Below are 22460 nucleotides of genomic sequence, written 5' to 3'. Positions count from 1 at the left end.
TCCGCCAGTATCCTAGCGGAGCGCCTCGATTTTTACACCTGTGCGGTCAGGCTCAGTGCGCGGTCGCCTCGCCGCGACGGTTCTTCACGATCCAGCCGAAGCTGATCACGAACACCGCGCCGACCACAGCGGCCAGATAGTGCGGGATGGCGGAGGGCTTCAGGCCGACCGGATCCTCGGGATCAGCGATCACGTCGACCAGCCACGGGGCCATGCCCTGCATGGTCTCCAGCACCACCTTGTCGCTGACCAGCATCTCGCCAGCGATCCAGCCGAGCAGCGCCGCGCCGAACCAGATCAGGATCGGGAAGCGCGAGATCAGCTTGAGGATCAGCTGCGAGCCGAACACGATCAGCGGGATGGTGAGCAGCAGGCCGAAGATGAACAGTTCGGCATGGCCGCGCGCCGCGGCGGCGATCGCCACCACATTGTCGAGGCTCATCACCGCGTCGGCGATGGCGATGGTGCGAACGGCCTTCCACAGGCTGTCGGCGCCTTCGACATGATGGCCCTCGGCGCCCTCGTCGAGCACCAGCTTGATGGCGATCCAGAACAGCAGCACGCCGCCGACCACCTTCAGGAACGGCACGCCGAGCATGTAGGAGACCACAAGGGCGAAGACGATGCGCAGGCCCACCGCCGCGCCGGCGCCGAGCAGAATGCCCCATTTGCGCTGCTTCTCGGGCAGCGAGCGGCAGGCCAGCGCGATGACCACGGCATTATCGCCGGAAAGCAGCAGGTCGATCCAGATGATCTGGAGCAGCGCCACCCAGAAGATCGGGCTTGAGAAATCCATCGTGTCCTCTCCGAGGGTCGAAATCCAAAGGTCAGGAAGGAACGCCCGGCCCACCGGCGGCAGCTCTGGAATACATTATTAAGTACGCCAGAACGCTCCGCTCAATCGGAAGCGCCCGCGACGGGTGAGGTCGCGGGCGCCGGTGGGAGGGTGTCCCGCTTATATCAGGTGCCGTGCGGCCCCGCCGCATGCGAACCCTTGAGCCGGGACAGGGCCCAGCCCGTGCCGAGCACGATCACCGCGCCGGCCGCAGCCGCCGCATATTCATAGTGGTGGACCATGGCCTCGCCGAAATAGTCCAGCACCTTGATGTCCGAGACGAACATCTCGCCCGCGACCCAGCCCAGCAGCGCCGCGCCGGCCCAGACCAGGAAGGGGAAGCGCGCCAGGAGGCCCATGATCAGCGCCGCGCCGGCGATGATCATCGGGATGGAAATGACCAGGCCGATGATGATCAGCGTCCAGTTGCCATCGGCGACGGCGGCAATGGCGACGACATTGTCGAGGCTCATCACCAGATCGGCGACCGCGATGGTGCCGACGGCGCGCCACAGATTGTCATGCCCCGCGACGCCGCTTTCCTCGCCCTCTTCCGGCAGCACGAGGTCGACCGCGATATACATCAGCGCCAGCGCGCCGACGATGCGCAGCCAGGGCAAGCCCAGCAGCACGGCGATGATGGCGGTGAACACGATACGCATGCCGACCGCGACGGCGGCGCCGAGGATCATGCCGGTGCGGCGCATCTTGTCGGGCAGCGAGCGGCAGGCCATCGCGATGACGACGGCGTTGTCGCCGGAAAGCAGGACGTTGATCCAGATGATTTTGAGAAGTGCTAGCCAGAAGAGCGGCTCAAGATAATCCATGTGCTCATTCCCTCACCTCCCGCCCGGATGCGGGCGGGACTCCAGTCAGTTGTTTCGGCGTTGGCGCGCCATTTTTTTTGGTGAGGCAAGAGGAGGTGGCTCCGGCGGGCCCACTCCCGGGCGCTCTTGGCGCGCCATTAAACGGCATCCCCGCTGCGGGCCACTTCTCCATGGCCGGACCCCCGCAGCGCCCATCTAGGGAACATACATAATAATCCATGCGGTGGCCAAGCCCGAATACCGCATTTTGCCAATTATCGTTGCTGCGAACGCTTACTCTACGCTGCTTCGCACAAAGAAACACCCCGCCCGGTGAACCGGACGGGGTGTAACGCTGTCGAGGTCGGACGGCGCGAAGGTCAGCCGACGATTTCGTTACCGGCGAAGAACTGCGCGATCTCGATCTGCGCATTCTCCAGGCTGTCGGAGCCATGCGCCGAATTCTCGCCGACCGAGAGGGCGAACTCCTTGCGGATGGTGCCTTCGGCCGCATTGGCCGGGTTGGTGGCGCCCATCACTTCGCGATACTTGGCGACGGCGTCCTCGCCTTCCAGCACCTGCACGACGATCGGCTCGGAGATCATGAAGTCCACGAGCTCGCCGAAGAAGGGGCGCTCCTTGTGGACGCCATAGAAGGTCTCGGCCTGGGCGCGGGTGAGCAGCATGCGCTTCTGGGCGACGATGCGCAGGCCGGCCTTCTCGATGGTGGCGTTGATCGCGCCGGTGAGATTGCGACGGGTGGCGTCGGGCTTGATGATGGAGAAAGTGCGCTCGAGCGCCATGACGTGCTTCCTGAAAATACAAGGGGGCGAAAGGTTCGCAGCGGCTTATAGCGGCGCCTCCGCCCGTGGACAAGAGAAGCGCGGGCGGCGTTTTCGACAAGCGCGCCTCCACCCTGTGGGCGGACCGTTCGGATAAGAAACCCCCGCCTTGCGGCGGAACCCTCGCGCGCTCATCTGTTTGGCAACAGAGCGGCCGGTGCCGCAGCCCAGGGTGTTGCCCATGAAGAAGTGTGTTGTCGCCGCGTTGGTTCTGGCGGCGGTTCTTGTCGGCCTTCTCGCCCGCCCCTTCCTGCCCGTGGCCGACGCGACGACCGACCCGTCGCGGCAGCCGGCGGGCTACAAGACCTGCTTCCTGGAGCGTCGTGCCGTGTTCTCGGAGGGGACGCCGCGCTGGGTGAAGGAAACCCGCTGCGTATTCGCCGAATAATCGCGCGATCACGACTTCATGATTGCCTCTTGGAACTTCGCCGGGAGTTCGCACGTTAAGGGGGTGTTAACGGACGGAATGAGGCGAATACGGATGAACGAACGCGAAACGTTTCGTTCCGCCGGGCCGGCCACGATGAGTGGCGGTGCGGCACCCGGAATTTCGTGCCTCGTGTTTCCTTCCGCAGTCGTGAGCGACGCAATGACGATGTGAATTCCGGTGGGTCATCCACCGGCAGGTGGATGAGGTGCCGAGATGTACAAGGCCATTGCCATCAGTGCTGTTGCCGCCATCATGGGGTTTACCGCCCTATTCGTGGGCGCGGCCGACGCCACGGGTTATTTCAAGCGCCAGCTGCCGGTCGCGACCGTGGAAATTCCGGTCGAGCGGGTTGCCGGCGATTGCGTGATGCAGTCGCGCTGGGTCAGTGACGCCGGCCGCATGGTCGAGGTCGAGCGTCCCGTCTGCTACTGAGCCGCCCCCTTTCGATCGACCCTGGCGGGTTCGGCCGATGCGCTTTTCCCGCCTCGTTGTCACTGATCATTTTTGCCTGGTCTGTTTGGCCTCATCGGCCTGACACTCCACCTCACTGCACTCACTCGCCACTCGTTTCACAAGGTTAGGCTCGCGGCATCCCCACTCCCCCAAGCCCCAACGCGAGCCCATCAGCCCCGGCTTCTCCCCCAAGGAGCCGGGGCACTTTTTTGTCGGCACCGCCCCGACGCTCGAGATGAACAACAGCCAACGGCCCGTTCAGCGCCCGTTGTCCATCCCCCTGCAATATAAGCACATTCCGGCAACGGATAGCCGACGGCAGCCGCCGTTCCCGCCGACCCGGCGGAGGCCCGACGCAAACGCCCCGCTCCTGCCTCCCGCAGGGCCGGGGCGTTTTCTTGTGCGGCGGACGTTTTTTAGCGGCGCGCCGTGGTGATGGCTTCCATCACCACGGCGAATTAGTCAGCGCCCGCGCGGCAATGCATAATGCCGTCAATGGCTTGGCGCCCCTGGAGGGCAAGGGCCGGCGCCACGGAGACCGCGAGTAATGACGACCGACACACCGTCCGAGACCCGTTTCGAGCCCCTCGTCACCCGCCGTTACCGCGATTTCGCCGCCTATAATGAGTGGGCCAACCAGCGCCTTTACGAAGCTGCCGCCCAGCTCAGCGTGGCCCAGTACCGCGCCGATGGCGGCGCCTTTTTCGGCTCGGTGCATGCCACGCTGAACCATATTCTGGTCGGTGACCGATTGTGGCTGCGCCGGATCACCGGCAGCGGCGACGAGCCGGCCGGCCTCGACGCTATCCTGTTCGAAACGCTGGCGGAATTGGCGCCGGCTCGTGCTGCGGAAGACGCACGCATCGCGGCCTATGTCGCCGGCCTCGACACCATGACGCTGGCTGGCGACCTCACCTATACCAACGTCGCCGGCACCCGTTTCACCCAGAATCTGGCGACGGTTCTCGACCATGTATTCAACCACCAGACCCATCATCGCGGCCAGGTTCATTGTCTTATCAGTGGGTTGCTCGGCAAGTCCGCCGCGCCCTCGCTCGACCTGATCGCCTTCCAGCGCGAAAACGGCGCCTCCCGCCAGGGCTGAAGGGCGGCGGAAACCGCTGTCTCTCTTGCCCGGCGGCGCGCGGCGCGGCACAAGACGGGCATGATTATCCTCGACGACATTTCCCTCCGCATTGCCGGCCGGCTTCTCATCGACCATGCCTCGGTAGCGCTGCCGGAAGGCGCGCGGATCGGGCTTGTCGGCCGCAACGGCACCGGCAAGACCACACTGTTCCGCGCCATTACCGGCGATCTGGAACTGGAGAGCGGCGACATCCGCATTCCCACCGCCGCTCGCATCGGCCAGGTGGCGCAGGAGGCCCCGGCCGGCCCGGAGACGCTGATCGACGTGGTGCTCGCCGCCGACATCGAACGCGCTAAGCTGTTGAAAGAACGCGAGGATGCCAGCGATCCCGCGCGCATCGCCGAGATTGAGCTGCGCCTTGTCGATATCGACGCCCACGCCGCCCCGGCCCGCGCGGCGCGCATTCTCGCTGGCCTTGGCTTCGACGATGCCGCCCAGCAGCGCCCCTGTTCGGAATTCTCCGGCGGCTGGCGCATGCGGGTGGCGCTGGCCGCCCTGCTCTTTGCCGAGCCGGACCTGCTGCTGCTCGACGAGCCGACCAATTACCTCGACCTTGAAGGCACGCTGTGGCTGCAGGACTTCCTCGCCCGCTATCCCCGCACCGTGCTCATCGTCAGCCATGATCGGGAATTGCTCAACGAATCCGTGGGGTTCATCCTTCATCTCGACCAGGGAAAGCTCACCCTCTGGCGCGGCGGCTATGATTCCTTCGAGCGGCAGCGCTCCGAAAAGCTGGTCGTCGACCAGAAGGCGCGGCTCAAACAGGAAGCCAAGCGCAAGCATATGGAAGCCTTCGTCGAGCGCTTCCGCGCCAAGGCGACCAAGGCCAAGCAGGCGCAGTCCCGGCTAAAAGCGCTGGCGCGGATGGCGCCGATCGCCGCGGCGGCCAGTGAGCAGGCGGCAGCGATCTCGATCCGCCATCCCGAGCGCATTCCCTCGCCGCCCATCCTCACCCTCGATGGCGTGTCGGCCGGCTATGAGCCGGGAAAGCCGATCCTGCGCGGGCTGACGTTGCGCATCGACCATGACGACCGCATCGCCCTCCTCGGTCCGAACGGAAACGGTAAGTCCACGTTTGCAAAGCTGATTTCCGGTCGGTTGGCGCCGCTGGGCGGCACGATGGTTCGGGCCGCCGGGCTGGAAATCGCCTATCTCGCCCAGCACCAGCTGGACGAACTGGTCGCCGATGAGACGGTCTACGACCATGTCCGCCGGCTGATGCCGGAGGCGCCGGAGGCCAAGGTGCGTGCGCGCGCGGCGGAGATGGGCTTTTCCGGGCAGACGGCCAATACGACGATCGCGGCGCTGTCCGGCGGCGAGAAGGCGCGGCTGTTGCTCGGCCTCGCCGCCTTTCACGGGCCGCATCTGCTCATTCTGGACGAACCGACCAACCATCTCGACATCGCCGCAAGGCAGGCCTTGACCGAGGCGATCAACGATTTTCCTGGCGCCGTCATCCTCATCAGTCACGACCGCACCCTGCTCGACGCCTCCGCCGAACGGTTGTGGCTAGTGGCGGAGGGGACGGTGCGTCCCTATGACGGCGATCTCGACGAATATCAGAAGCTAGTCGTCGGTCGCAGCGCGTCATCCCAGCGCAAGGAGGCGTCCGGCACCCGGGCCGACGAGCGGCGCCAGGCGGCCGACCGGCGCACTGAAACCGCGCCATTGCGTAAGCGGATCAAGGAATTGGAGGCGGGAATCGTGAAGCTGGAGCGCAGTATCGCCACGCTCGACGCCAAGCTCGCTGACGACACGCTCTATACGCGGGCGCCGCTTGAGGCCCAGCGTCTGGCCCGGGAGCGCGCGGCGGCGGCCGAGGCGCTCGCCAAGGTCGAAGAGGACTGGCTGCACGCATCGGCCAGTCTCGACGAGGCCGCCACGTCCTAGACGCCGCCTCCTATCCCAGCGAAAAACCCGGTGTTCGGTCGCGCCTTTAGGGCGCGAAATGCGGGCGCTCGCATTTCCGCTTTGGCGCCCATCCGCCGGCGCGAGGGCGGCGGCGTATAACCTTCAGCATATTCCCTGGCCGAACCGACGCCCGCCGGCGCCCGAAGGCGCACGCCGGTGGTTGAAGGAACGTCGTTCGAGGGCCGGCATTGCAAAAGCAAAAAGCCCCGGCACAAGGCCGGGGCTTTCCGTAGAGCCAATCTCGGAAGAGATCAGAAAGAACGCTTGGCCGAGAAGGTCACGCGGTTCTGGGTCACTTCGGTCGAAAGCGCGGCGGCGTTGATGTAGTCCGTGCCCGCGTATTCGGCGCTCAGGTAGTCGTACTGGAGGACAAGGGTCAGACCCTTGACCGGCACCCAACCGATGTTGACGCCGACATTGTAGCCGGTGAAGTCGGTCGAAGCGACACCATCGACTTCCAGATCGTCATAAGAGTACGAGGTCTGGAAGTTGTCGGTCTGCGTGTAGCTGCCGACCACGCCCGTGAACACCGAGGGGGTCCAGTAGTGGATCAGCGCGCCGCCGACGTACCAGCCGGAAACCGCATTGCCACTCAGATCAACAACCGGGACGGTGCCGGCGAGGCCGAGATAGCCCGGAGCGCCAGAGGCATAAGCGCCTTCGACGTACAGGGTGGTGGTCTCAGCGAAGTCGAAGCGCACGCCGGCGAGAACCGCCCAACCAGAGTCGTCGTTGCTGTAGCCGACGAGCTGATCACCGTTCTCAAGGAGCGGGTTCCAGTCACCGATCTGATGCCAAGCACCCGACACCTTGAACGCACCCCAGGTGCCTTCATAAGCGATGTTAGCGACGATATCCGGAACCTGCTGGCCCTGGAGCTCGACGAAGTTCGCGTACTCGTCTTCACGGCCATAGGAGTCTTCCAGGGCGATGGTCGCCGAGAAGCCGTTGCCGAAGTCAGCGGTGTACTGGATCACGTTCAGCGTGCTGTCCGAGTAGAACGAACCCGGCTGAATGCCCTGCCAGCCGTCGCCGGCCCAGAAGTCGAACGCCGAAGTGGCGCGACCGAAGGTGAAGCCAGCGAACTGGATGTAGCCATACTTGAGCGAGGCCGAATTGACCGAGCCGTCGCTGAAGCTGAAGTCGCCGGTCTCGATTTCCTGACCGAAGCCGTAGTCTTCACCAGCGTTGAAGCGACCTTCGAAGTACGAACGCAGGGTGCCGTATTCGGTCTGCGTGCGGGCATCGAGCTGAACGCCAACGCGGGTCAGGAAGTAGCTCTGACCATCCGGATCATCCGACGCGCGAAAGAGAACGTCCGGCGAGGTGTAGCGGGACTTCGCGTCGATGTCGGTGTAGTAGGTGTCGGCCCTCACGTAGCCACCAACCTTGAGGCAGGTGTCGGTGCCGGGGATGTAGTAGAAGCCCGCGCCGTAGGTGGAGCAGATCTTCACATATTCCGCAGCCTTCGCCTTCACAGGCAGATCGGCCGCCGCAGCAGTCCCGACCATAGCAAGCCCGGCAACCGAACCGAGCAGCACATTCTTAATGACCGTCTTCAATTTCATTCTCCCCCAAATTGGACCAATGTTGGGTTTTCAATTGTCAGGACCCGCCGCACGGCGCGGCACCCACAGCGATACTGTTCGAAACCACCGGGCGGTGCAAAGCCAAAGTGGTACCAAAGGGGCCCTTCCGCCCATTCCGCAACGAAGTGTTGCCATCGAGACACAATTTTCACGCCACCCCGTTCCTGAATGGAACGCAACGCCGCCTAGCGAAAAGCGTTGGTAAATCAGGGGTTAACGAGCCTGTGCGAGAGGAAGGGCGCGGCAATTGTGGCACGAGGCGCCACTGCGGGGCCCCAATCAGCGCCGCTGCCAGCGCCCCTCGGCGTCCTGCTGCCAGTAAGTCACCTCGTGACCCGCAGCCCGTGCGTCACGCCAAGCCTGGCGAACGGGTGCGATGGCGTCGGAATCGTTGCCGTCAAACAGGTGGATCACCCGCTGATAGGCGCCGGCATCGGCAATCGCGGCGCCGTCGATCAGAAAACGGACCACGGCGCCGTTGGGATTTGATTCGTCTGTTGTGAGGAGAATCGGCTGGCGTGCCGGCTCGGCCTGGCGGTCTGTGCCATGCGGCAGGAACGAGCTCTCGTCATAGGCCCAGAGGAGAGTATCCAGCGCCTCGACCCGCTCCGGGGAGGTCGCCTGCACCGCGCACCGCCATCCCCGCTCCAGGCATTTCTCCAGGAGCTGGGGCAAGGCGGCATCGAGCGGCCGGCTCTGCAGGTGATAGAAGAACACTTCAGTCATGAAACGCGCTCCCTATCCCTGCCCGCGCGGCGGCCGGAAAGCGGGCGTCACGATTCGTAGTGACGCGCCACCAGATCGTCGAGCAGGCGAACGCCCCAGCCCGAACCCCAGCTGCGGTTGAACTCGGTGGCCGGCGACGACATGGCGGTGCCGGCAATGTCGAGATGCGCCCACGGAACGTCGCCGACAAAGCGCTGGATGAACTGCGCAGCGGTGATCGAGCCGCCGAAGCGCCCGCCGGTGTTCTTCATGTCGGCGAACTTCGAATCGATCAGCTTGTCGTAGTCGGCCGAAAGCGGCAGGCGCCACACCTTCTCGCCCGTTGTCAGCCCGGACTCGGTCAGCCGTTCGGCCAGCGTGTCGTCGTTGGAGAACAGGCCCGCATGCTCGGTGCCGAGCGCGACGATGATGGCGCCGGTGAGCGTGGCGAGGTCCACCATGAATTGCGGCTTGAAGCGCTCTTTGGCGTACCAGAGCACATCGCCGAGCACGAGCCGGCCTTCGGCGTCGGTATTGATAATCTCGATGGTCTGACCGGACATGGAGGTGACGATGTCGCCCGGCCGCTGCGCCTTGCCGTCGGGCATGTTCTCGACGAGGCCGATCAGGCCGACCACATTGGCCTTGGCCTTGCGGCTCGCGAGCGCGTGCATGAGACCGACGACGCAGGCGGCGCCCGCCATGTCGCCCTTCATGTCTTCCATGCCGGCGGCCTGCTTGATCGAGATGCCGCCGGTGTCGAACACAACGCCCTTGCCGACGAACGCCACCGGCGCCTCCCCGGCCTTGCCGCCGTTCCAGCGCATCACCACGACTCGGCTCTCCTCGGCGGAACCCTGGCCGACGCCGAGCAGCGCCCCCATGCCGAGCTTCTTAAGGTCCTTCTCGCTCAGCACCTCGACATCGACGCCAACCTTGGCGAGATCGCCTGCGCGCTTGGCGAATTCGGTGGGGGTGAGCACATTGGCCGGCTCGTTCACCAGGTCACGAGCGATCACCACGCCCTCACCGATGCCCTCGCGCTTCTTCCACGCTCGCTTGGCCGCGGCATCATCCTCTATGTAAAGAGTGACCTTCGGCTTCGCCGTTGCCTCATCGGGCTTCTTCTTCGTCTTGTAGCGGTCGAAGGCATAGGCACGCAGGCGCAGGCCAAGCGCCAGCTCGGCGGCCGCCTCACCCGATACCTCGCCGCCCGGCAGCGCCAGGATCACATTCACTTCCTTGGCCGAGGTCGGCAAACGGCCCATAATCGCCCCACCGAGCTTGAGCCAGTCGAAGGTCTTGAGGCTGGCCGCCTTGCCGACGCCCATGATGATGAGGCGGGAAGCGTCGAGGCCCGTCGGCGCCAGAATCTCAAGCCCCTTGCCGGCTTTGCCGGTGAAGCGATCCGCCAGCATCGCGCTCGCCACCAAAGTGGCCGTCGGCGCCAGAAGCGCGTCGACAGCCGGCGCGAAGTCCGGCATCTCCCCCTCGGCGGGCTCCGCAGCGAGGAGGACAACGAGCCCTTCCAGAGTGGCCGGAAGCTTGGCAAAACTGATTTTCACATGGTCGGGCATCGGGGCACCTTGATTGGACGCGGCTCTGTTCGTTTCTCTTTAGCCGAATGCGCGACGAGGGACGAGCCTCAAACGGACCTCGGCGAGAACGCGGCTCCGCCCGATTTGCGCCGGAACGCTCAGCCAATTATGCATCGTGCGCAAGCATGGCCACGCCGGGGCAGCGGGCAGTCACCGACAGGGATCAGGATACGCCGCTCGATGAACCGCCTGGATCGCTATGTGTTCCGCTCGGCCGCCACGGCCTTCATCGGAACGCTGCTGGTACTTACCGCCATGATCTGGGTGACGCAGGCCCTGCGCGAACTCGACATCATGACCTCACAGGGCCAGACGATTCTGGCGTTCGTGGTCATCACAGCCCTCGCCTTGCCCGCCCTCATCCTTGGCCTTGCGCCGGCGGCCCTGTTCATGGCGGTGGCGCAGACGCTCTTCCGCATGAACAGCGATTCCGAAATCGTGGTGGCCAGCGCGGCCGGCATCTCCACCTGGCGTTTCCTGCGCCCACTGGTCATTCTCGCGGTGCTGGTCGCCGCCTGCTGCGCCGCGCTGTCGATCGAGATCGTGCCGGCGGCCATGCGCCAGTTCCGCTATGAGATTACCCGGGTGCGCGCCGATGTCGTCGCGTTCATCGCCCAGCCTGGCCGGTTCACCACCCTGTCGCAGGGCATGGTATTCCATGTGCGCGAGCGCAATGCCAACGGCGTGCTGGGCGGCATCTTCATTAACGATGCGCGCGATCCGAAGGAGGTGAACACCTATCTTGCCGAGCGTGGCCAAGTGATAGACTCGGCTGAAGGTACGTTCCTGGTTCTCGAGGAAGGCGCCATCCACAGGCGAACGCCCGGTAAACCGGACAGCAATGTCGTCGAGTTCCAGCGCTATGCCTTCGATCTGTCGCCCTTCACCAATAGTGGCGAGCCGACGATCTATCGCGCGCCAGAGCGGCCCTTCCGCGATCTGTGGAGCCCAGACCCGAAGGATCTGGTGGTCAAGATCGAAGGGACCGGACGATTTACCGAGGAGCTTCACCGGCGCCTGTCGCTGCCGCTCTATGTGCTGGCCTTCTTCGCGATCGCCTGTGCGGCACTGGCGGAGCCGCGCACCACACGCGAGGGGCGAGGCCTGGCGCTGGCCGGCACCGCACCCTTCATCATCTTCCTTCAGATCACGAGCTTTGGGCTGATTAGCCAAGTCCGCACCGAGCCCGCCATGATTCCCGTGGTCTATCTTGTGCCGACCCTGTTCATCATCGGCGCGATGGCGTCGCTGAGCGGGCGTTTCAAGCCGCGCATGCCGGAAGCGATTCGCACTAGGATCGATCGCCTCGCCCAGCGCGTTGTACGCGCCACCGTGAACTGAGCCGCCGATGCGCGATCACGAAAAAATCACCGCCAGCGGAGCATCGAGATGATCGGGCGCACGCTGGGATTCTATTTCGGACGGCGTTTCATTACCTCGGTGATGGGCATCTTTGTCGGCTGCGCCAGCCTCATCATGCTCATCGACCTGCTCGAATTGTCGCGCCGCGTCGGCGAGAGGGATGTCGATTTCGGCACGCTGCTGCTGCTTGTGTTCTACCGCATGCCGTTTTTCACCGAGCAGTTGCTGCCTTTCGCCGTGCTGTTCGGCGCGATCGGAACCTTCCTTACGCTGTCGCGGCGTCTTGAACTGGTCGTGGCGCGAGCGGCCGGCATTTCGGCCTGGCAGTTCATCGCCCCCGCGGCGCTGATCGCCCTCGCGCTGGGCACGTTTTCCACAACCGTCTACAATCCGGTTTCGGCCGTGTTCAAGGAGCGGGCAAGCCGGCTGGAAGCGGAGATCTTCAACCGCCAGACCGGCCTGTTCGCAGCTGGCCGCAGCGGCTTCTGGCTTCGCCAGCAAAGCGTTGACGGCCAGGCCATCATCCAGGCGGCAGCCACCAGCAATGGCGGGCGCGAACTGACCGGCGTCAACGTCTTCCTGTTCGACACGCATGACAAGCTGCTGGAGCGGATCGAGGCTCGGCGCGCTGTGCTGGATCCCGGCGCCTGGCGGCTCGAAAATGCGCGCGTATTAACTCCCGCAATAGGTTTGCAGGAGTACGACATCTACATGCTGGCCACCAATCTCACGCCCAATCAGGTACAAGAATCGCTGCAAAGCGAGACCGTGCCGTTCTGGGATCTGCCCGCCGCCATCGATGCCGCGACCCGGGTCGGATTTGGTGCGGAACGCTATCGGCTGCAGTATCAAAGCTTGCTGGCGCGACCCGCGCTGCTGCTGGCGATGGTGCTCATCGCGGCCTCGGTGAGCCTGCGCGTGTTCCGGTTCGGCGGCATCGGCCAGACGATTCTCGGTGGCGTCGCGGCCGGCTTTCTGCTTTATGTTTTCACCAAGCTCGCCGAGGACCTCGGTGAGGCCGGGATTGTGCATCCCATTATAGCAGCGTGGTTTCCAGCGGGCGTAGGAGCATTGATGGGCATTCTCATCCTGCTTCACCGGGAGGACGGATGAAGGTCGGCAACGTGATAGCCGGCCAGGCAGATTCGGCGATCCCGCGACTGAAAAGTCGCCTGCGTCGGTCTGTCTGTGCGTCGATTATCGGAGCAGGCTCCGTTGCGTTGGTCGCCTTCGGCCCGGCGACGCTTGCACATGCCCAGACGAATGCTGCCCAGACGAGCCCCTCTCAGACGACGGCGGCGCAGCCGGCCGGCCTCGCTGGCGGCCTTGTCACGCGCCAAACCGACCCCAACGCCAAGATGCTCGTGACGGCGGACGAGCTTGTCTATGACAACACCCGCAACGAGGTGATCGCCGAAGGCAACGTCCAGATCTATTACGACGGCGCGGTCCTGGAAGCGCGACGGGTCGTCTATGACCGCAACGCGAACCGGCTGCGTGCCGAAGGAGGCGTGCGGCTGAAGGACAAGGACGGCACCGTCATCGCCGCCGACAACCTCGACCTGTCGCAGGATTTCAGCAACGGCTTCGTCAATTCGCTGCGCATCGATTCGCCCGACGACATGCATTTCGTCGCCGCCCGCGCCGACCGCGAAAACGGCGACACCACGGTGCTGACCAGCGGCGCCTACACGCCCTGCGAACCCTGTAAGGAAAATCCCGCAAAGCCGCCGATGTGGCAGGTGAAGGCCGCGAAGATCATCCATAAAGAAAAGGAACAGATGATCTATTTCGAGGATGCCAGGCTCGAATTCCTCGGCGTCCCGTTCGCGTGGGTCCCCTACCTTGAAGCTCCCGATCCGACGGTGAAGCGCAAGTCCGGCTTCCTGATTCCGCAATTCGTGAGCACATCGGAAATCGGCTACGGCGCGACCATTCCTTATTTCTGGAACATCGCGCCAAACATGGACGTGACGTTCTCGCCGCTCATCGTCTCCAAGCAGGGAGTGATGCTCGACGCCGAGTTCCGGCACCGGCTTGAGACGGGCACCTACAGCATTCGTGCTGCCGGTATCGACCAGTTGGACAAGGACGCGTTCCTGGGCCAGCCCGGCTATCGTGACCAGCGCGGGGTGGTCGAGACGCACGGCCGGTTCAACATCAACGAGAACTGGTACTGGGGCTGGGACGGCTGGCTGATGTCAGACGAGACCTTCCTCCAAGATTATAACCTCATCAACGCGACAGCCCGTGAGGTCACCTCGCAGATCTACCTCGTCGGTCAGGGCGACCGCTCCTATTTCGACGTGCGGGCGATGTATTTCACCGGCCTGACGTCCTACGACATCCAGGATCAGCAGCCGATCATTCACCCCGTGCTGGACTACAGCAAGACGCTGGGCGACTCGGTGTTCGGCGGCCAGCTCAGCTACGACATCAACTTCACCAGCCTGACCCGCAATGAGATCGATCTGCGGGCGACCTCGGCGGCCTACGCGCCGACCTACCCCACGCTCTATGACGGCCCGACCAACCAGTGCGATCTCGACAAGGTCGGCACTAACCCGATCGAGCAGCGGCAGGACTGCCTGATGCGCGGCATGGTCGGCAGCTACACCCGCCTGTCGGGCGTGGTGGACTGGCGCCGGACTTTCATCGACACCGCCGGCCAGACCTGGACGCCGTTCTTCAACATGCAGGTCGATGTCGCCTCGGTGCAGGCGCAGACCGAGGATTCGCCCTGGCTGCCGGGCGGCGACAACCAGCTGATCCGCGCCATGCCGGCCGTCGGCCTCGAATACCGCTACCCCTTCATCGCCGTGCAGAGCTGGGGCACGCAGACCATCGAGCCTATCGCCCAGGTCATCATCCGCCCGGACGAGACCGATATCGGCCAGTTCCCGAATGAAGACGCACAAAGCCTGATCTTCGACGACACCAACCTGTTCGAAATCAGCAAATATTCAGGCTATGACCGCGTGGAAGGCGGCGGGCGCGCCAACGTGGGCATCCAGTACACCGCCAACTTCAACGATGGCGGCCAGATAAACGCCCTTTTCGGCCAGTCCTACCAGATCTTCGGCGTCAACTCCTACGCCAATTACGACATGGCCAATACGGGCGCCGAGTCCGGCCTTGAAGACGATGCCTCCGACTATGTCGCCCGTCTGTACTACCAGCCGACGGACAAGTTCTCGCTCATCAACCGCTTCCGCTTCGACAACGAAGACTGGTCGGTTGAGCGGTATGAGGTTGAGGGCCGGGCGACCCTGAACAAGCACCTCACCGTGTCCGCTCTTTACGGTCTCTACACGGCGCAGCCCCTGCTCGGCTATTATGAGGAGCGCGAGGGCATTCTCGGCACGGGTACGCTGAAGCTGAACGAGAACTGGAACCTGCGGGCAGCCGCGCGCTACAATCTCAATCTCGACGAGATCGACTACACGATGTTCGGCATCTCCTACATCGACGAGTGCTTCGGCCTCGCTCTCAGCTATCGTTCGGACTACACTGAAAGTGGCAATCGCGAGCGAGTCGATACGGTTCTCGTCACCTTCACGCTGAAGACGCTGGGTGAAGCCGGGTTCTCGACACAGGTCGGATCGGGCAGCACCGACGATTAGTCAGAGACGATCAGGCAGCGGCGTCGCATTGATGCCACATCCGCCGACGAGAACATCGCGGATAGGGGAGGACGCAGTGGAACGAATTTCCCTCGTCTGACCGACAGGAAGAGTGGAGAGAAAATGCTCGGACGGTCTTGGATACGGGATGGCTGGCGCGCCGGTCGTCATCGCGTCGTGGGACCGCTCGCCCGCGCGCTGGTGTTTGGCTGCGCGGCCGTCGCCATCGCCACGTTTCTGCCTACGCCCGCGAGAGCCCAGCAGATACTCGTCCTGGTGCAGGGGCAGCCCATCACCAGCTTCGATGTCTCCCAGCGCATCAAGCTCGCCCAGCTCACCGAGCGCCGGAATCTGTCGCAGAAGGAAGCGCTGGAAGAGTTGATCGACCAGCGTCTGAAGATTGTCACTGCCGAGCGGTTCGGTGTCACCGCCGACAAGGAAGAAATTGAGAAGATGTTTGCCCGCATGGGCAGCCGAACCGGCCGCTCGCCGGAGCAACTGACCCAGGCACTGGCGCAGTCCGGCCTCGACGCCAGCATGCTCAAGACGAAAATGCGGGCCGACTATGTCTGGAACAATTATGTGCGCGGCCGCTTCTCCTCTGCCGCAACGATTCGCGATTCCGACGTGTTCGCGGCGCTGCAGTCGAAGGGCGAGGACCTGACCCGCGCCCAGCGCACCACCGAATATACGGTGCGCCAGATCGTCCTCGTGGTGGGCCGCACGGCCAATCCCGGCGAGCGTTCGCAGCGCATGGCGGAGGCTAACAACCTGCGCAAGCAGTTCACCGATTGCGAAACCGGCGTCCAGACCGCCCGCGCCATGCGTGAGACCGTGGTCCGCGATCCGGTCATTCGCACCTCGGCCGACATGAGCGCGCCGGTGCGCAAGGTCATGGACGACACACCGGTCGGCCAGATGACGGCGCCGGAGGTCACCCGCGCCGGCATCGAGATGATCGCCATCTGCAATCGACGCGAAGTGGTCGGCGAGAGCGCGCAGAAGCGCGAGGTCCGCACCGAGCTTGAGAACAAGCAGTTCGACACGGTCTCCAAGAAGCTGCTGGACGATGCCCGCAAGTCCGCCATGATCCAGTATCGCTGATCGGCCGATGGCACGCCCCTCGCCTGTGTTGGCACTGACCTTGGGCGAGCCGGCCGGCATCGGCCCCGACATCACCCTCGCGGCCTGGCTGCTGCGCGAGGCGCGGGCCTTGCCCGCTTTCTTCGTGACCGGCGATGCCGGCCTGCTGCGCCGCCGGGCCGAAGTTCTCGGCCTCGCCGTGCCGGTGCAGGAATGCACGCCCGAAGACGCCGCCGCGCTGTTTGCCACCGCCCTGCCCGTCGTCCCTGCCGGGCCTGCGGCTACCGCCGGCCCGGGCCAGCCGAATGCCTCGAGCGCACCTGCCGCCTGCGCGGCGATCGACAGCGCCGTGGCGCTGGTGAAGGCCGGACGTGCGGCGGCGGTCGTGACAAACCCAATCTCCAAGGCCGTCCTGTATGCCGATGGCTTCGCCTTTCCCGGTCACACCGAGTATCTCGCTTATCTCGCAGGCTCGCCGGCGCCGCATCCGGTGATGATGATCTGGTCACCCGACCTCGCCGTCGTACCCGCCACAATCCATGTCCCTCTGGCCGAGGTGCCGCGCCTGTTCACCCGCGAACTGCTCATTGAGACCGCCCGCATAACCGCTCATGACCTGCGGCACCGCTTCGGAATCGAGGCCCCCCGCCTCGCGATTTGCGGGCTCAACCCGCATGCGGGCGAGGACGGCACGCTCGGGCGCGAGGACGAGGAGGTCACACGTCCCGCCGTTGCGGTACTGCGACAGGAGGGGATCGATGCGCGCGGACCGCTGCCGGCGGACACGCTTTTCCACGCCGCCGCCCGCGCCACGTATGATGCCGCCATCGGCGCTTATCACGACCAGGTGTTGGCGCCGGCCAAGGCCCTCGCCTTCGATCGCGCGGTCAACGTCACGCTGGGGCTGCCTTTCATACGCACCTCGCCAGACCATGGTACGGCGTTCGCTCTCGCTGGCACAGGGCGCGCCGATCCCTCCAGCCTGATCGAGGCGCTGCTTCTGGCGCGCCGGCTCAGCGAACGCGACGCCGCGCGGACGGAAGGTTGAGGCCGGCAGATGAGCATCGACACCCTGCCGCCGCTCCGCGACGTCATACGGGATCATGGCCTTTCGGCGCTCAAATCGCTCGGCCAGAATTTTCTGCTCGACCTTAACCTCACGTCGAAGATCGCCCGCACGGCGGGCAGGCTCGACGGGCTGACCGTGATCGAGGTTGGCCCCGGTCCCGGCGGCCTGACCCGGGCGATCCTCGCGCTCGGCGCGCGGCGCGTGATAGCCATCGAGCGCGACGCGCGCTGCGTCGCGGCGCTGGCGGAGGTGGCGGCGCATTATCCGGGTCGGCTGGAGATCATCGAAGGCGATGCGCTCCAGACGGAATACCGTGCTCTTCTCGCACCGGACGAGCGCGCCGTCGTCATCTCCAACCTGCCCTATAATGTCGGTACGCCGCTGCTGGTCGGCTGGCTCTCGGCCGATCCCTGGCCGCCCTGGTACGAGAGCATGACGCTGATGTTCCAGCGCGAGGTGGCCGAGCGCATCGTCGCCGCACCGGGAGACGACCATTATGGCCGTCTCGCCGTGCTGACTGGCTGGCGGGCACAGGCTCACATCGCCTTCGATGTGCCACCCTCGGCCTTCGTGCCGCCGCCCAAGGTCACGTCGTCGGTGGTACACATCGTGCCCCGCCACGCACCCCTGCCCTGCTCGCTGAAGTCGTTGGAGCGCATCACCGAGGCCGGCTTCGGCCAGCGCCGCAAGATGCTGCGCCAGAGTCTCAAGAGCCTCGGCGTCGATACGGGCGCCCTATTGGAGGCGGCGGGCATCGCCCCGACCGAGCGCGCCGAGCGCGTGACTGTTGAGGGCTTCGTAGCCCTGGCCAATGAATGGGTGGCGATGCGCCGGGCGGGCGCCGGTCAGGATGTCAGCGTCGCCAGTTCCTGATCGAGCCGTTCGACGATCGGAGGCAGGCCGAGCTGGCGTTCGCGGCGCAGGCGCTCGGCAGCCAAAATCGCCTGTAAATTGATGAAGGTCGCGTTCAGGTCCTCATTCACCAGCACGTAGTCATATTCGCGCCAGTGTGCGATCTCGGTGCGCGCGTTCTTCAGACGCTTCTCAATCACGCCGGATGCGTCCTCCGCCCGGCGCTCCAGCCGCGTCTTGAGCTCCCCGGCCGAAGGCGGCAAGATGAAGACGCCGACAATGTCCGACCGCATCTTCTCATAAAGCTGAAGCGTGCCTTGGTAGTCGATGTCGAAAAGCACATCCTTGCCCGCGGCAAGCGCGTTGTCCACCGGCTCGCGCGGCGTACCGTAGAAATTGCCGTGCACCTCCGCCGATTCCAGCAGGTCGGCGGCATCGCGCAGTTTCTCGAAACGCTCGCGCTTGATGAAGTGGTAGTGGATACCCTCGACCTCGCTCGGGCGCCGCTCGCGCGTCGTCACCGAGACAGACAGGTGTATCTCGGGGTGCTCCCTCAGTAGCATTTGCGCCAGTGTCGATTTGCCCGCCCCGGAAGGGGAGGACAGCACCAGCATCAGCCCGCGGCGGACGACGGAAATCTGGGAAGGGCTGGTCATGGCGCTCACTCGATGTTCTGGACCTGCTCGCGGAACTGTTCGACCAGCCCCTTCAGCTCAAGCCCGATGGCGGTCAGCGACACGTCATTGGCCTTGGAGCACAGCGTATTGGTTTCGCGGTTGAATTCCTGGGCGAGAAAATCCAGGCGGCGGCCGATAGCCCCGCCCTCCACAAGCATGGCACGGGCGGCGGCGACATGGGCCACCAACCGGTCCAGTTCCTCGCGTACATCAACCTTCGACGCCATCATCAGTGCTTCCTGATGCAGCCGGTCCGAATCGAAGCTGGCGCCGGTGTCCATCAGCACCCGCAGTTGATCGGCGAGCTTGGCGCGGATCGCCTCCGGCCGGCGGGACGGGTTGGCCTCGGCAGCGGCGGTGAGCGCGGCAATGCCGTCAAGCCGTTCGCTGAGCACGAGACCGAGGGCGGCGCCCTCCTGCGCCCGCATGGCGGCGAGTTCGGACAACGCCTGCTGGAAACCGGCGACGACATCTGCCTCCAGCGCCATCCGCGACGCCTCGCTCTCCTGTGCCTCGCTGATCTCCAGCACGCCCTTCAGACCGATGAGACTTTCAAGCTGCACCGGCGGCGCGCCAAGCTCCTCGGCGACGCGGCGCACCGATAGCGCGATGGTGCGCAGCACATGCTCGTTGACGCGCACACTGACCTCGGGGTCCGCCCGGGTGAGCGAGAGATTAGCGTTGACGTTGCCACGCGAGAGCGCGCGCGCGGCAGACTGCTTGAGGCCCGCCTCCACGCTGTCCCATCCGCCGGGAAGCCGCAGACGGACATCCAAGCCCTTGCCATTGACCGACTTGAGTTCCCAGGCCCAGCTCCACGCGCCGCTTATGCCCTGCGTGCGTGCGAAACCCGTCATGCTGGCTAGCGTCATGCCATCCCCCTGCCCCGTCCCCAGACGGCGGGCGGACCATAACGGGGGGCGCTGCCAGCCTCAAGCCGGCAGCGGAGAGTCATTGGACTCAGTCGACGGCGGTGGCGCCCGTCGTTCCCGAGGTGCCGGCCGGCTGCGCCGCCGGATCGACCTTGCGTTCGCGCTCGATCTGGCGCCAGCGCGCCACATTCTTGTTGTGCTGGTCCAGAGTTGCGGCGAAGGCGTGCCCACCCGTGCCATCAGCGACAAAGTAAAGATTGTCACTCTTTGCCGGACGGGCGGTGGCTTCCAGCGAGGCGCGGCCGGGATTGCCGATGGGTGCCGGCGGCAGGGCCGGAATCGTATAGGTATTGAACGCCGTCGGCGAGGTGATGTCGGTGCGCGTCAGCGGGCGTTCCAACCGACCCTTGCCGCGCACCAGCCCATAGATGATCGTCGGATCCGATTGCAGGCGCATCTTCTTGTTAAGCCGGTTGACGAACACGGCCGCCACCTCGGCCCGCTCCTCGGGAACGCCAGTTTCCTTCTCGACGATGGAGGCGAGAATCACCAACTCCTCTGGCGACTTCAGCGGCAGCGACGTGTCACGCTTCTCCCAGATTTCCTTCAGCGTCGCGTCCTGGGTGCGGGCCATGCGGCGCAGCACATCCTCGCGCGATGTGCCGCGCGTGACCTTATAGGTATCCGGCATCAGGCTGCCCTCGCGCGGCACCTGGCGCACATTCCCCGACAACTCCGCCATCTCCAGCAGCCTCTCGACGATCTGGTCGCTGGTCAGTCCCTCGGGGATGGTGACGGTGTATTCGATCACCCGGCCGGAGACGATGGTGTCGAGCACTTGCTGGATCGAGGCGCCGGAGGCGAAGGCGTATTCACCCGCCTTCAGCTTGCCGGAAGCGCGGGTACCGACCGCTGCGCCGACAAACACCCATTTGTCTTCAATGACACCCTGCTTAAGCAGGAGATCGGCAATGTCGATCACGCCGTAGTCGTTCGGTACGATCACCGCCTTGTCCGCTGTCAGCGGACCGGGCGCGTAGAAGCGCTCCTTGCCTATCCACAGCGCACCACCACCCAGGACGATGGCGACGACCAGAAGCGTGAAAACCATGCTGCCGGCGACAATGAGGGGATGATTCGCTCGGCGCGACGCCTTGTGCGGGTCGGGGGTCTTTCCCGACGTCGGGGAGATCGGATCGGTCATCGGGGGCCTCGCCTAGCGTTCGCGGGCAGCGCAACGCACTGGCAGACTACCCGAAAAGATGGCGAAAGCGGGAAACCGGCGGGCCGAAGGGCTTCGGCTCCCCAGCGTTCGCACCAGTCAGTGCGCGTAGCGCTTGAAGACGACGGAGGCGTTGGTGCCGCCGAAGCCGAAGGAGTTCGACAGCGCGTAATCGATCTGCCGCTCACGCGGGGTATGCGGCACAAGGTCGATGGGTGTCTCAATCGACGGATTGTCGAGGTTGATCGTTGGCGGCGCGATCTGATCTCGGATCGCAAGCAGCGAGAAAATCGCCTCCACCGCGCCGGCCGCACCCAGCAGATGGCCAATTGCGGACTTAGTGGAGGACATCGAGACCGTTGCGGCGCTGTTCCCGAGCAGGCGCTGTACCGCGCCAAGCTCGATCTCGTCGGCCATGGTCGATGTGCCATGGGCGTTTATGTAGTCGATCTCCGCTGGGGTGATGCCCGCCCGCTTCAGCGCCGCCGTCATGCAGCGGAAGGCGCCGTCGCCATCCTCGGATGGCGCGGTGATGTGATAGGCGTCGCCCGAAAGGCCGTAGCCGACGATCTCGCCATAGATCTTGGCGCCGCGCGCGAGAGCGTGCTCCAACGCCTCGACCACCACGACTCCCGCGCCCTCGCCCATGACGAAGCCATCGCGATCCCTGTCATAGGGGCGCGACGCCTTTTCGGGGGTGTCGTTATAGCTCGTCGACAGTGCACGGCAGGCCGCAAAGCCCGCCATCGCCAGGCGGTTGATCGGCGATTCGGTACCGCCCGCCACCATCACGTCGGCATCGCCGAAGGCCACGAGGCGGGCCGCATCGCCAATGGCATGCGCACCAGTGGAACAGGCCGTGACGACTGCGTGGTTCGGCCCCTTGAGGCCATGCTCGATCGACACATAGCCGCCTGCCAGGTTGATCAAGCGGCCGGGAATGAAGAACGGAGAAACGCGCCGAGGCCCGCGTTCCTGCAGCAGCAGGGCGGTTTCGGCGATGCCCTGAAGCCCGCCAATGCCGGAGCCGATCAGCACGCCACTGGCACACTGGTCTTCATAGGAAGTCGGATGCCAGTCGGCATCGTCCAGTGCCTGCCGGGCCGCAGCCATGGCATAAATGATGAAATCGTCGACCTTGCGCTGCTCCTTCGGCTCCATCCACTGGTCGGGATTGAAGGTGCCGTCGGTGCCGTCGCCGCGCTTCAGCTGGCAGGCAATCTTGGCGGGCAGGTCGGAGACGTCGAAGTTCTCGACGCGGCCGGCGCCACTCTTTCCGGCCAGCAGACGTTGCCAAGTAATGTCGACACCGCATCCGAGCGGCGTCACCATGCCGAGGCCGGTAACGACGACGCGCCTCATCCGATATCTCCGGAGAACTTCA

The 22460-nt window shown here is 64.7% G+C and carries 20 protein-coding genes; 10 read left to right on the top strand and 10 right to left on the bottom strand.

What is annotated here, in order from left to right; genetic code table 11:
- Positions 1-52 precede the first annotated feature (52 nt).
- From A3M1_RS0117730 to ndk, 3 genes are all read right to left on the bottom strand, one after another.
- Positions 53-796, bottom strand: a complete 744-nt coding sequence (locus A3M1_RS0117730; RefSeq protein ID WP_018390340.1) for a TerC family protein — start codon at positions 794-796, stop codon at positions 53-55.
- 164 nt (positions 797-960) lie between these two features.
- The gene (locus tag A3M1_RS0117725) at positions 961-1662 is read right to left on the bottom strand and encodes a TerC family protein (protein ID WP_018390339.1); all 702 of its coding nucleotides are present in this window, start codon (positions 1660-1662) and stop codon (positions 961-963) included.
- Between the two features lie 359 nt (positions 1663-2021).
- Positions 2022-2444, bottom strand: coding sequence for a nucleoside-diphosphate kinase (ndk, locus tag A3M1_RS0117720; RefSeq protein WP_018390338.1), 423 nt, complete (start codon positions 2442-2444; stop codon positions 2022-2024).
- A gap of 220 nt (positions 2445-2664) precedes the next feature.
- Between ndk and A3M1_RS0117715 the strand changes: the two genes are divergently transcribed.
- The 4 genes from A3M1_RS0117715 to A3M1_RS0117700 all read left to right on the top strand — a co-directional run bounded on the left by A3M1_RS0117715 (position 2665) and on the right by A3M1_RS0117700 (position 6403).
- The gene (locus A3M1_RS0117715) at positions 2665-2871 is read left to right on the top strand and encodes a hypothetical protein (RefSeq protein ID WP_018390337.1); all 207 of its coding nucleotides are present in this window, start codon (positions 2665-2667) and stop codon (positions 2869-2871) included.
- Between the two features lie 255 nt (positions 2872-3126).
- Positions 3127-3345: a hypothetical protein gene (locus A3M1_RS0117710; RefSeq protein ID WP_018390336.1), complete on the top strand. Its 219-nt coding sequence runs from the start codon at positions 3127-3129 to the stop codon at positions 3343-3345.
- A gap of 568 nt (positions 3346-3913) precedes the next feature.
- Complete coding sequence (locus A3M1_RS0117705; RefSeq protein ID WP_018390335.1) at positions 3914-4471, top strand: DinB family protein; 558 nt, start codon at positions 3914-3916, stop codon at positions 4469-4471.
- Between the two features lie 60 nt (positions 4472-4531).
- Positions 4532-6403, top strand: a complete 1872-nt coding sequence (locus tag A3M1_RS0117700; protein ID WP_018390334.1) for an ABC-F family ATP-binding cassette domain-containing protein — start codon at positions 4532-4534, stop codon at positions 6401-6403.
- Positions 6404-6675: 272 nt separating this feature from the next.
- On the opposite strand, the gene A3M1_RS0117695 is transcribed toward A3M1_RS0117700, so the two are convergent.
- From A3M1_RS0117695 to A3M1_RS0117685, 3 genes are all read right to left on the bottom strand, one after another.
- On the bottom strand, positions 6676-7992 hold the full coding sequence (locus tag A3M1_RS0117695; protein WP_018390333.1) for a porin: 1317 nt from the start codon (positions 7990-7992) through the stop codon (positions 6676-6678).
- 300 nt (positions 7993-8292) lie between these two features.
- On the bottom strand, positions 8293-8739 hold the full coding sequence (locus tag A3M1_RS0117690; protein WP_018390332.1) for a DNA polymerase III subunit chi: 447 nt from the start codon (positions 8737-8739) through the stop codon (positions 8293-8295).
- Between the two features lie 47 nt (positions 8740-8786).
- On the bottom strand, positions 8787-10295 hold the full coding sequence (locus A3M1_RS0117685) for a leucyl aminopeptidase (RefSeq protein ID WP_018390331.1): 1509 nt from the start codon (positions 10293-10295) through the stop codon (positions 8787-8789).
- Here A3M1_RS0117685 and lptF point away from each other — a divergent pair.
- From lptF to rsmA, 6 genes are all read left to right on the top strand, one after another.
- Complete coding sequence (gene lptF / locus A3M1_RS0117680; RefSeq protein ID WP_245261735.1) at positions 10284-11657, top strand: LPS export ABC transporter permease LptF; 1374 nt, start codon at positions 10284-10286, stop codon at positions 11655-11657. The two genes, A3M1_RS0117685 and lptF, sit on opposite strands and share 12 nt — an antisense overlap.
- 48 nt (positions 11658-11705) lie before the next feature.
- Positions 11706-12791 (top strand): LPS export ABC transporter permease LptG, encoded by a 1086-nt coding sequence (lptG, locus tag A3M1_RS0117675; RefSeq protein WP_018390329.1) that lies wholly within the window; start codon positions 11706-11708, stop codon positions 12789-12791.
- Between the two features lie 107 nt (positions 12792-12898).
- On the top strand, positions 12899-15301 hold the full coding sequence (locus A3M1_RS0117670) for an LPS-assembly protein LptD (protein ID WP_018390328.1): 2403 nt from the start codon (positions 12899-12901) through the stop codon (positions 15299-15301).
- Between the two features lie 123 nt (positions 15302-15424).
- Positions 15425-16405, top strand: coding sequence for a peptidylprolyl isomerase (locus A3M1_RS0117665; protein WP_245261734.1), 981 nt, complete (start codon positions 15425-15427; stop codon positions 16403-16405).
- 7 nt (positions 16406-16412) lie between these two features.
- Complete coding sequence (gene pdxA / locus A3M1_RS0117660) at positions 16413-17432, top strand: 4-hydroxythreonine-4-phosphate dehydrogenase PdxA (RefSeq protein WP_018390326.1); 1020 nt, start codon at positions 16413-16415, stop codon at positions 17430-17432.
- A gap of 9 nt (positions 17433-17441) precedes the next feature.
- Positions 17442-18326, top strand: a complete 885-nt coding sequence (gene rsmA, locus A3M1_RS0117655) for a 16S rRNA (adenine(1518)-N(6)/adenine(1519)-N(6))-dimethyltransferase RsmA (protein ID WP_018390325.1) — start codon at positions 17442-17444, stop codon at positions 18324-18326.
- On the opposite strand, the gene gmk is transcribed toward rsmA, so the two are convergent.
- The 4 genes from gmk to fabF form a co-directional block, all read right to left on the bottom strand.
- Complete coding sequence (gene gmk / locus A3M1_RS0117650) at positions 18299-18961, bottom strand: guanylate kinase (protein ID WP_018390324.1); 663 nt, start codon at positions 18959-18961, stop codon at positions 18299-18301. The genes rsmA and gmk overlap by 28 nt on opposite strands.
- Positions 18962-18966: 5 nt before the next feature.
- Complete coding sequence (locus A3M1_RS0117645; RefSeq protein WP_018390323.1) at positions 18967-19854, bottom strand: YicC/YloC family endoribonuclease; 888 nt, start codon at positions 19852-19854, stop codon at positions 18967-18969.
- An 88-nt stretch (positions 19855-19942) separates the two neighbouring features.
- The gene (mltG, locus tag A3M1_RS0117640; RefSeq protein ID WP_018390322.1) at positions 19943-21058 is read right to left on the bottom strand and encodes an endolytic transglycosylase MltG; all 1116 of its coding nucleotides are present in this window, start codon (positions 21056-21058) and stop codon (positions 19943-19945) included.
- A gap of 117 nt (positions 21059-21175) precedes the next feature.
- Complete coding sequence (fabF, locus tag A3M1_RS0117635; protein ID WP_018390321.1) at positions 21176-22438, bottom strand: beta-ketoacyl-ACP synthase II; 1263 nt, start codon at positions 22436-22438, stop codon at positions 21176-21178.
- Between the last annotated feature and the right edge of the window lie 22 nt (positions 22439-22460).

The sequence above is a fragment of the Ancylobacter sp. FA202 genome (assembly GCF_000380205.1).
Taxonomy (GTDB): domain Bacteria; phylum Pseudomonadota; class Alphaproteobacteria; order Rhizobiales; family Xanthobacteraceae; genus Ancylobacter.
The sequence above is the reverse complement of the archived record's forward strand: the minus strand, read 5'-3'. Positions and strand labels throughout refer to the sequence as shown.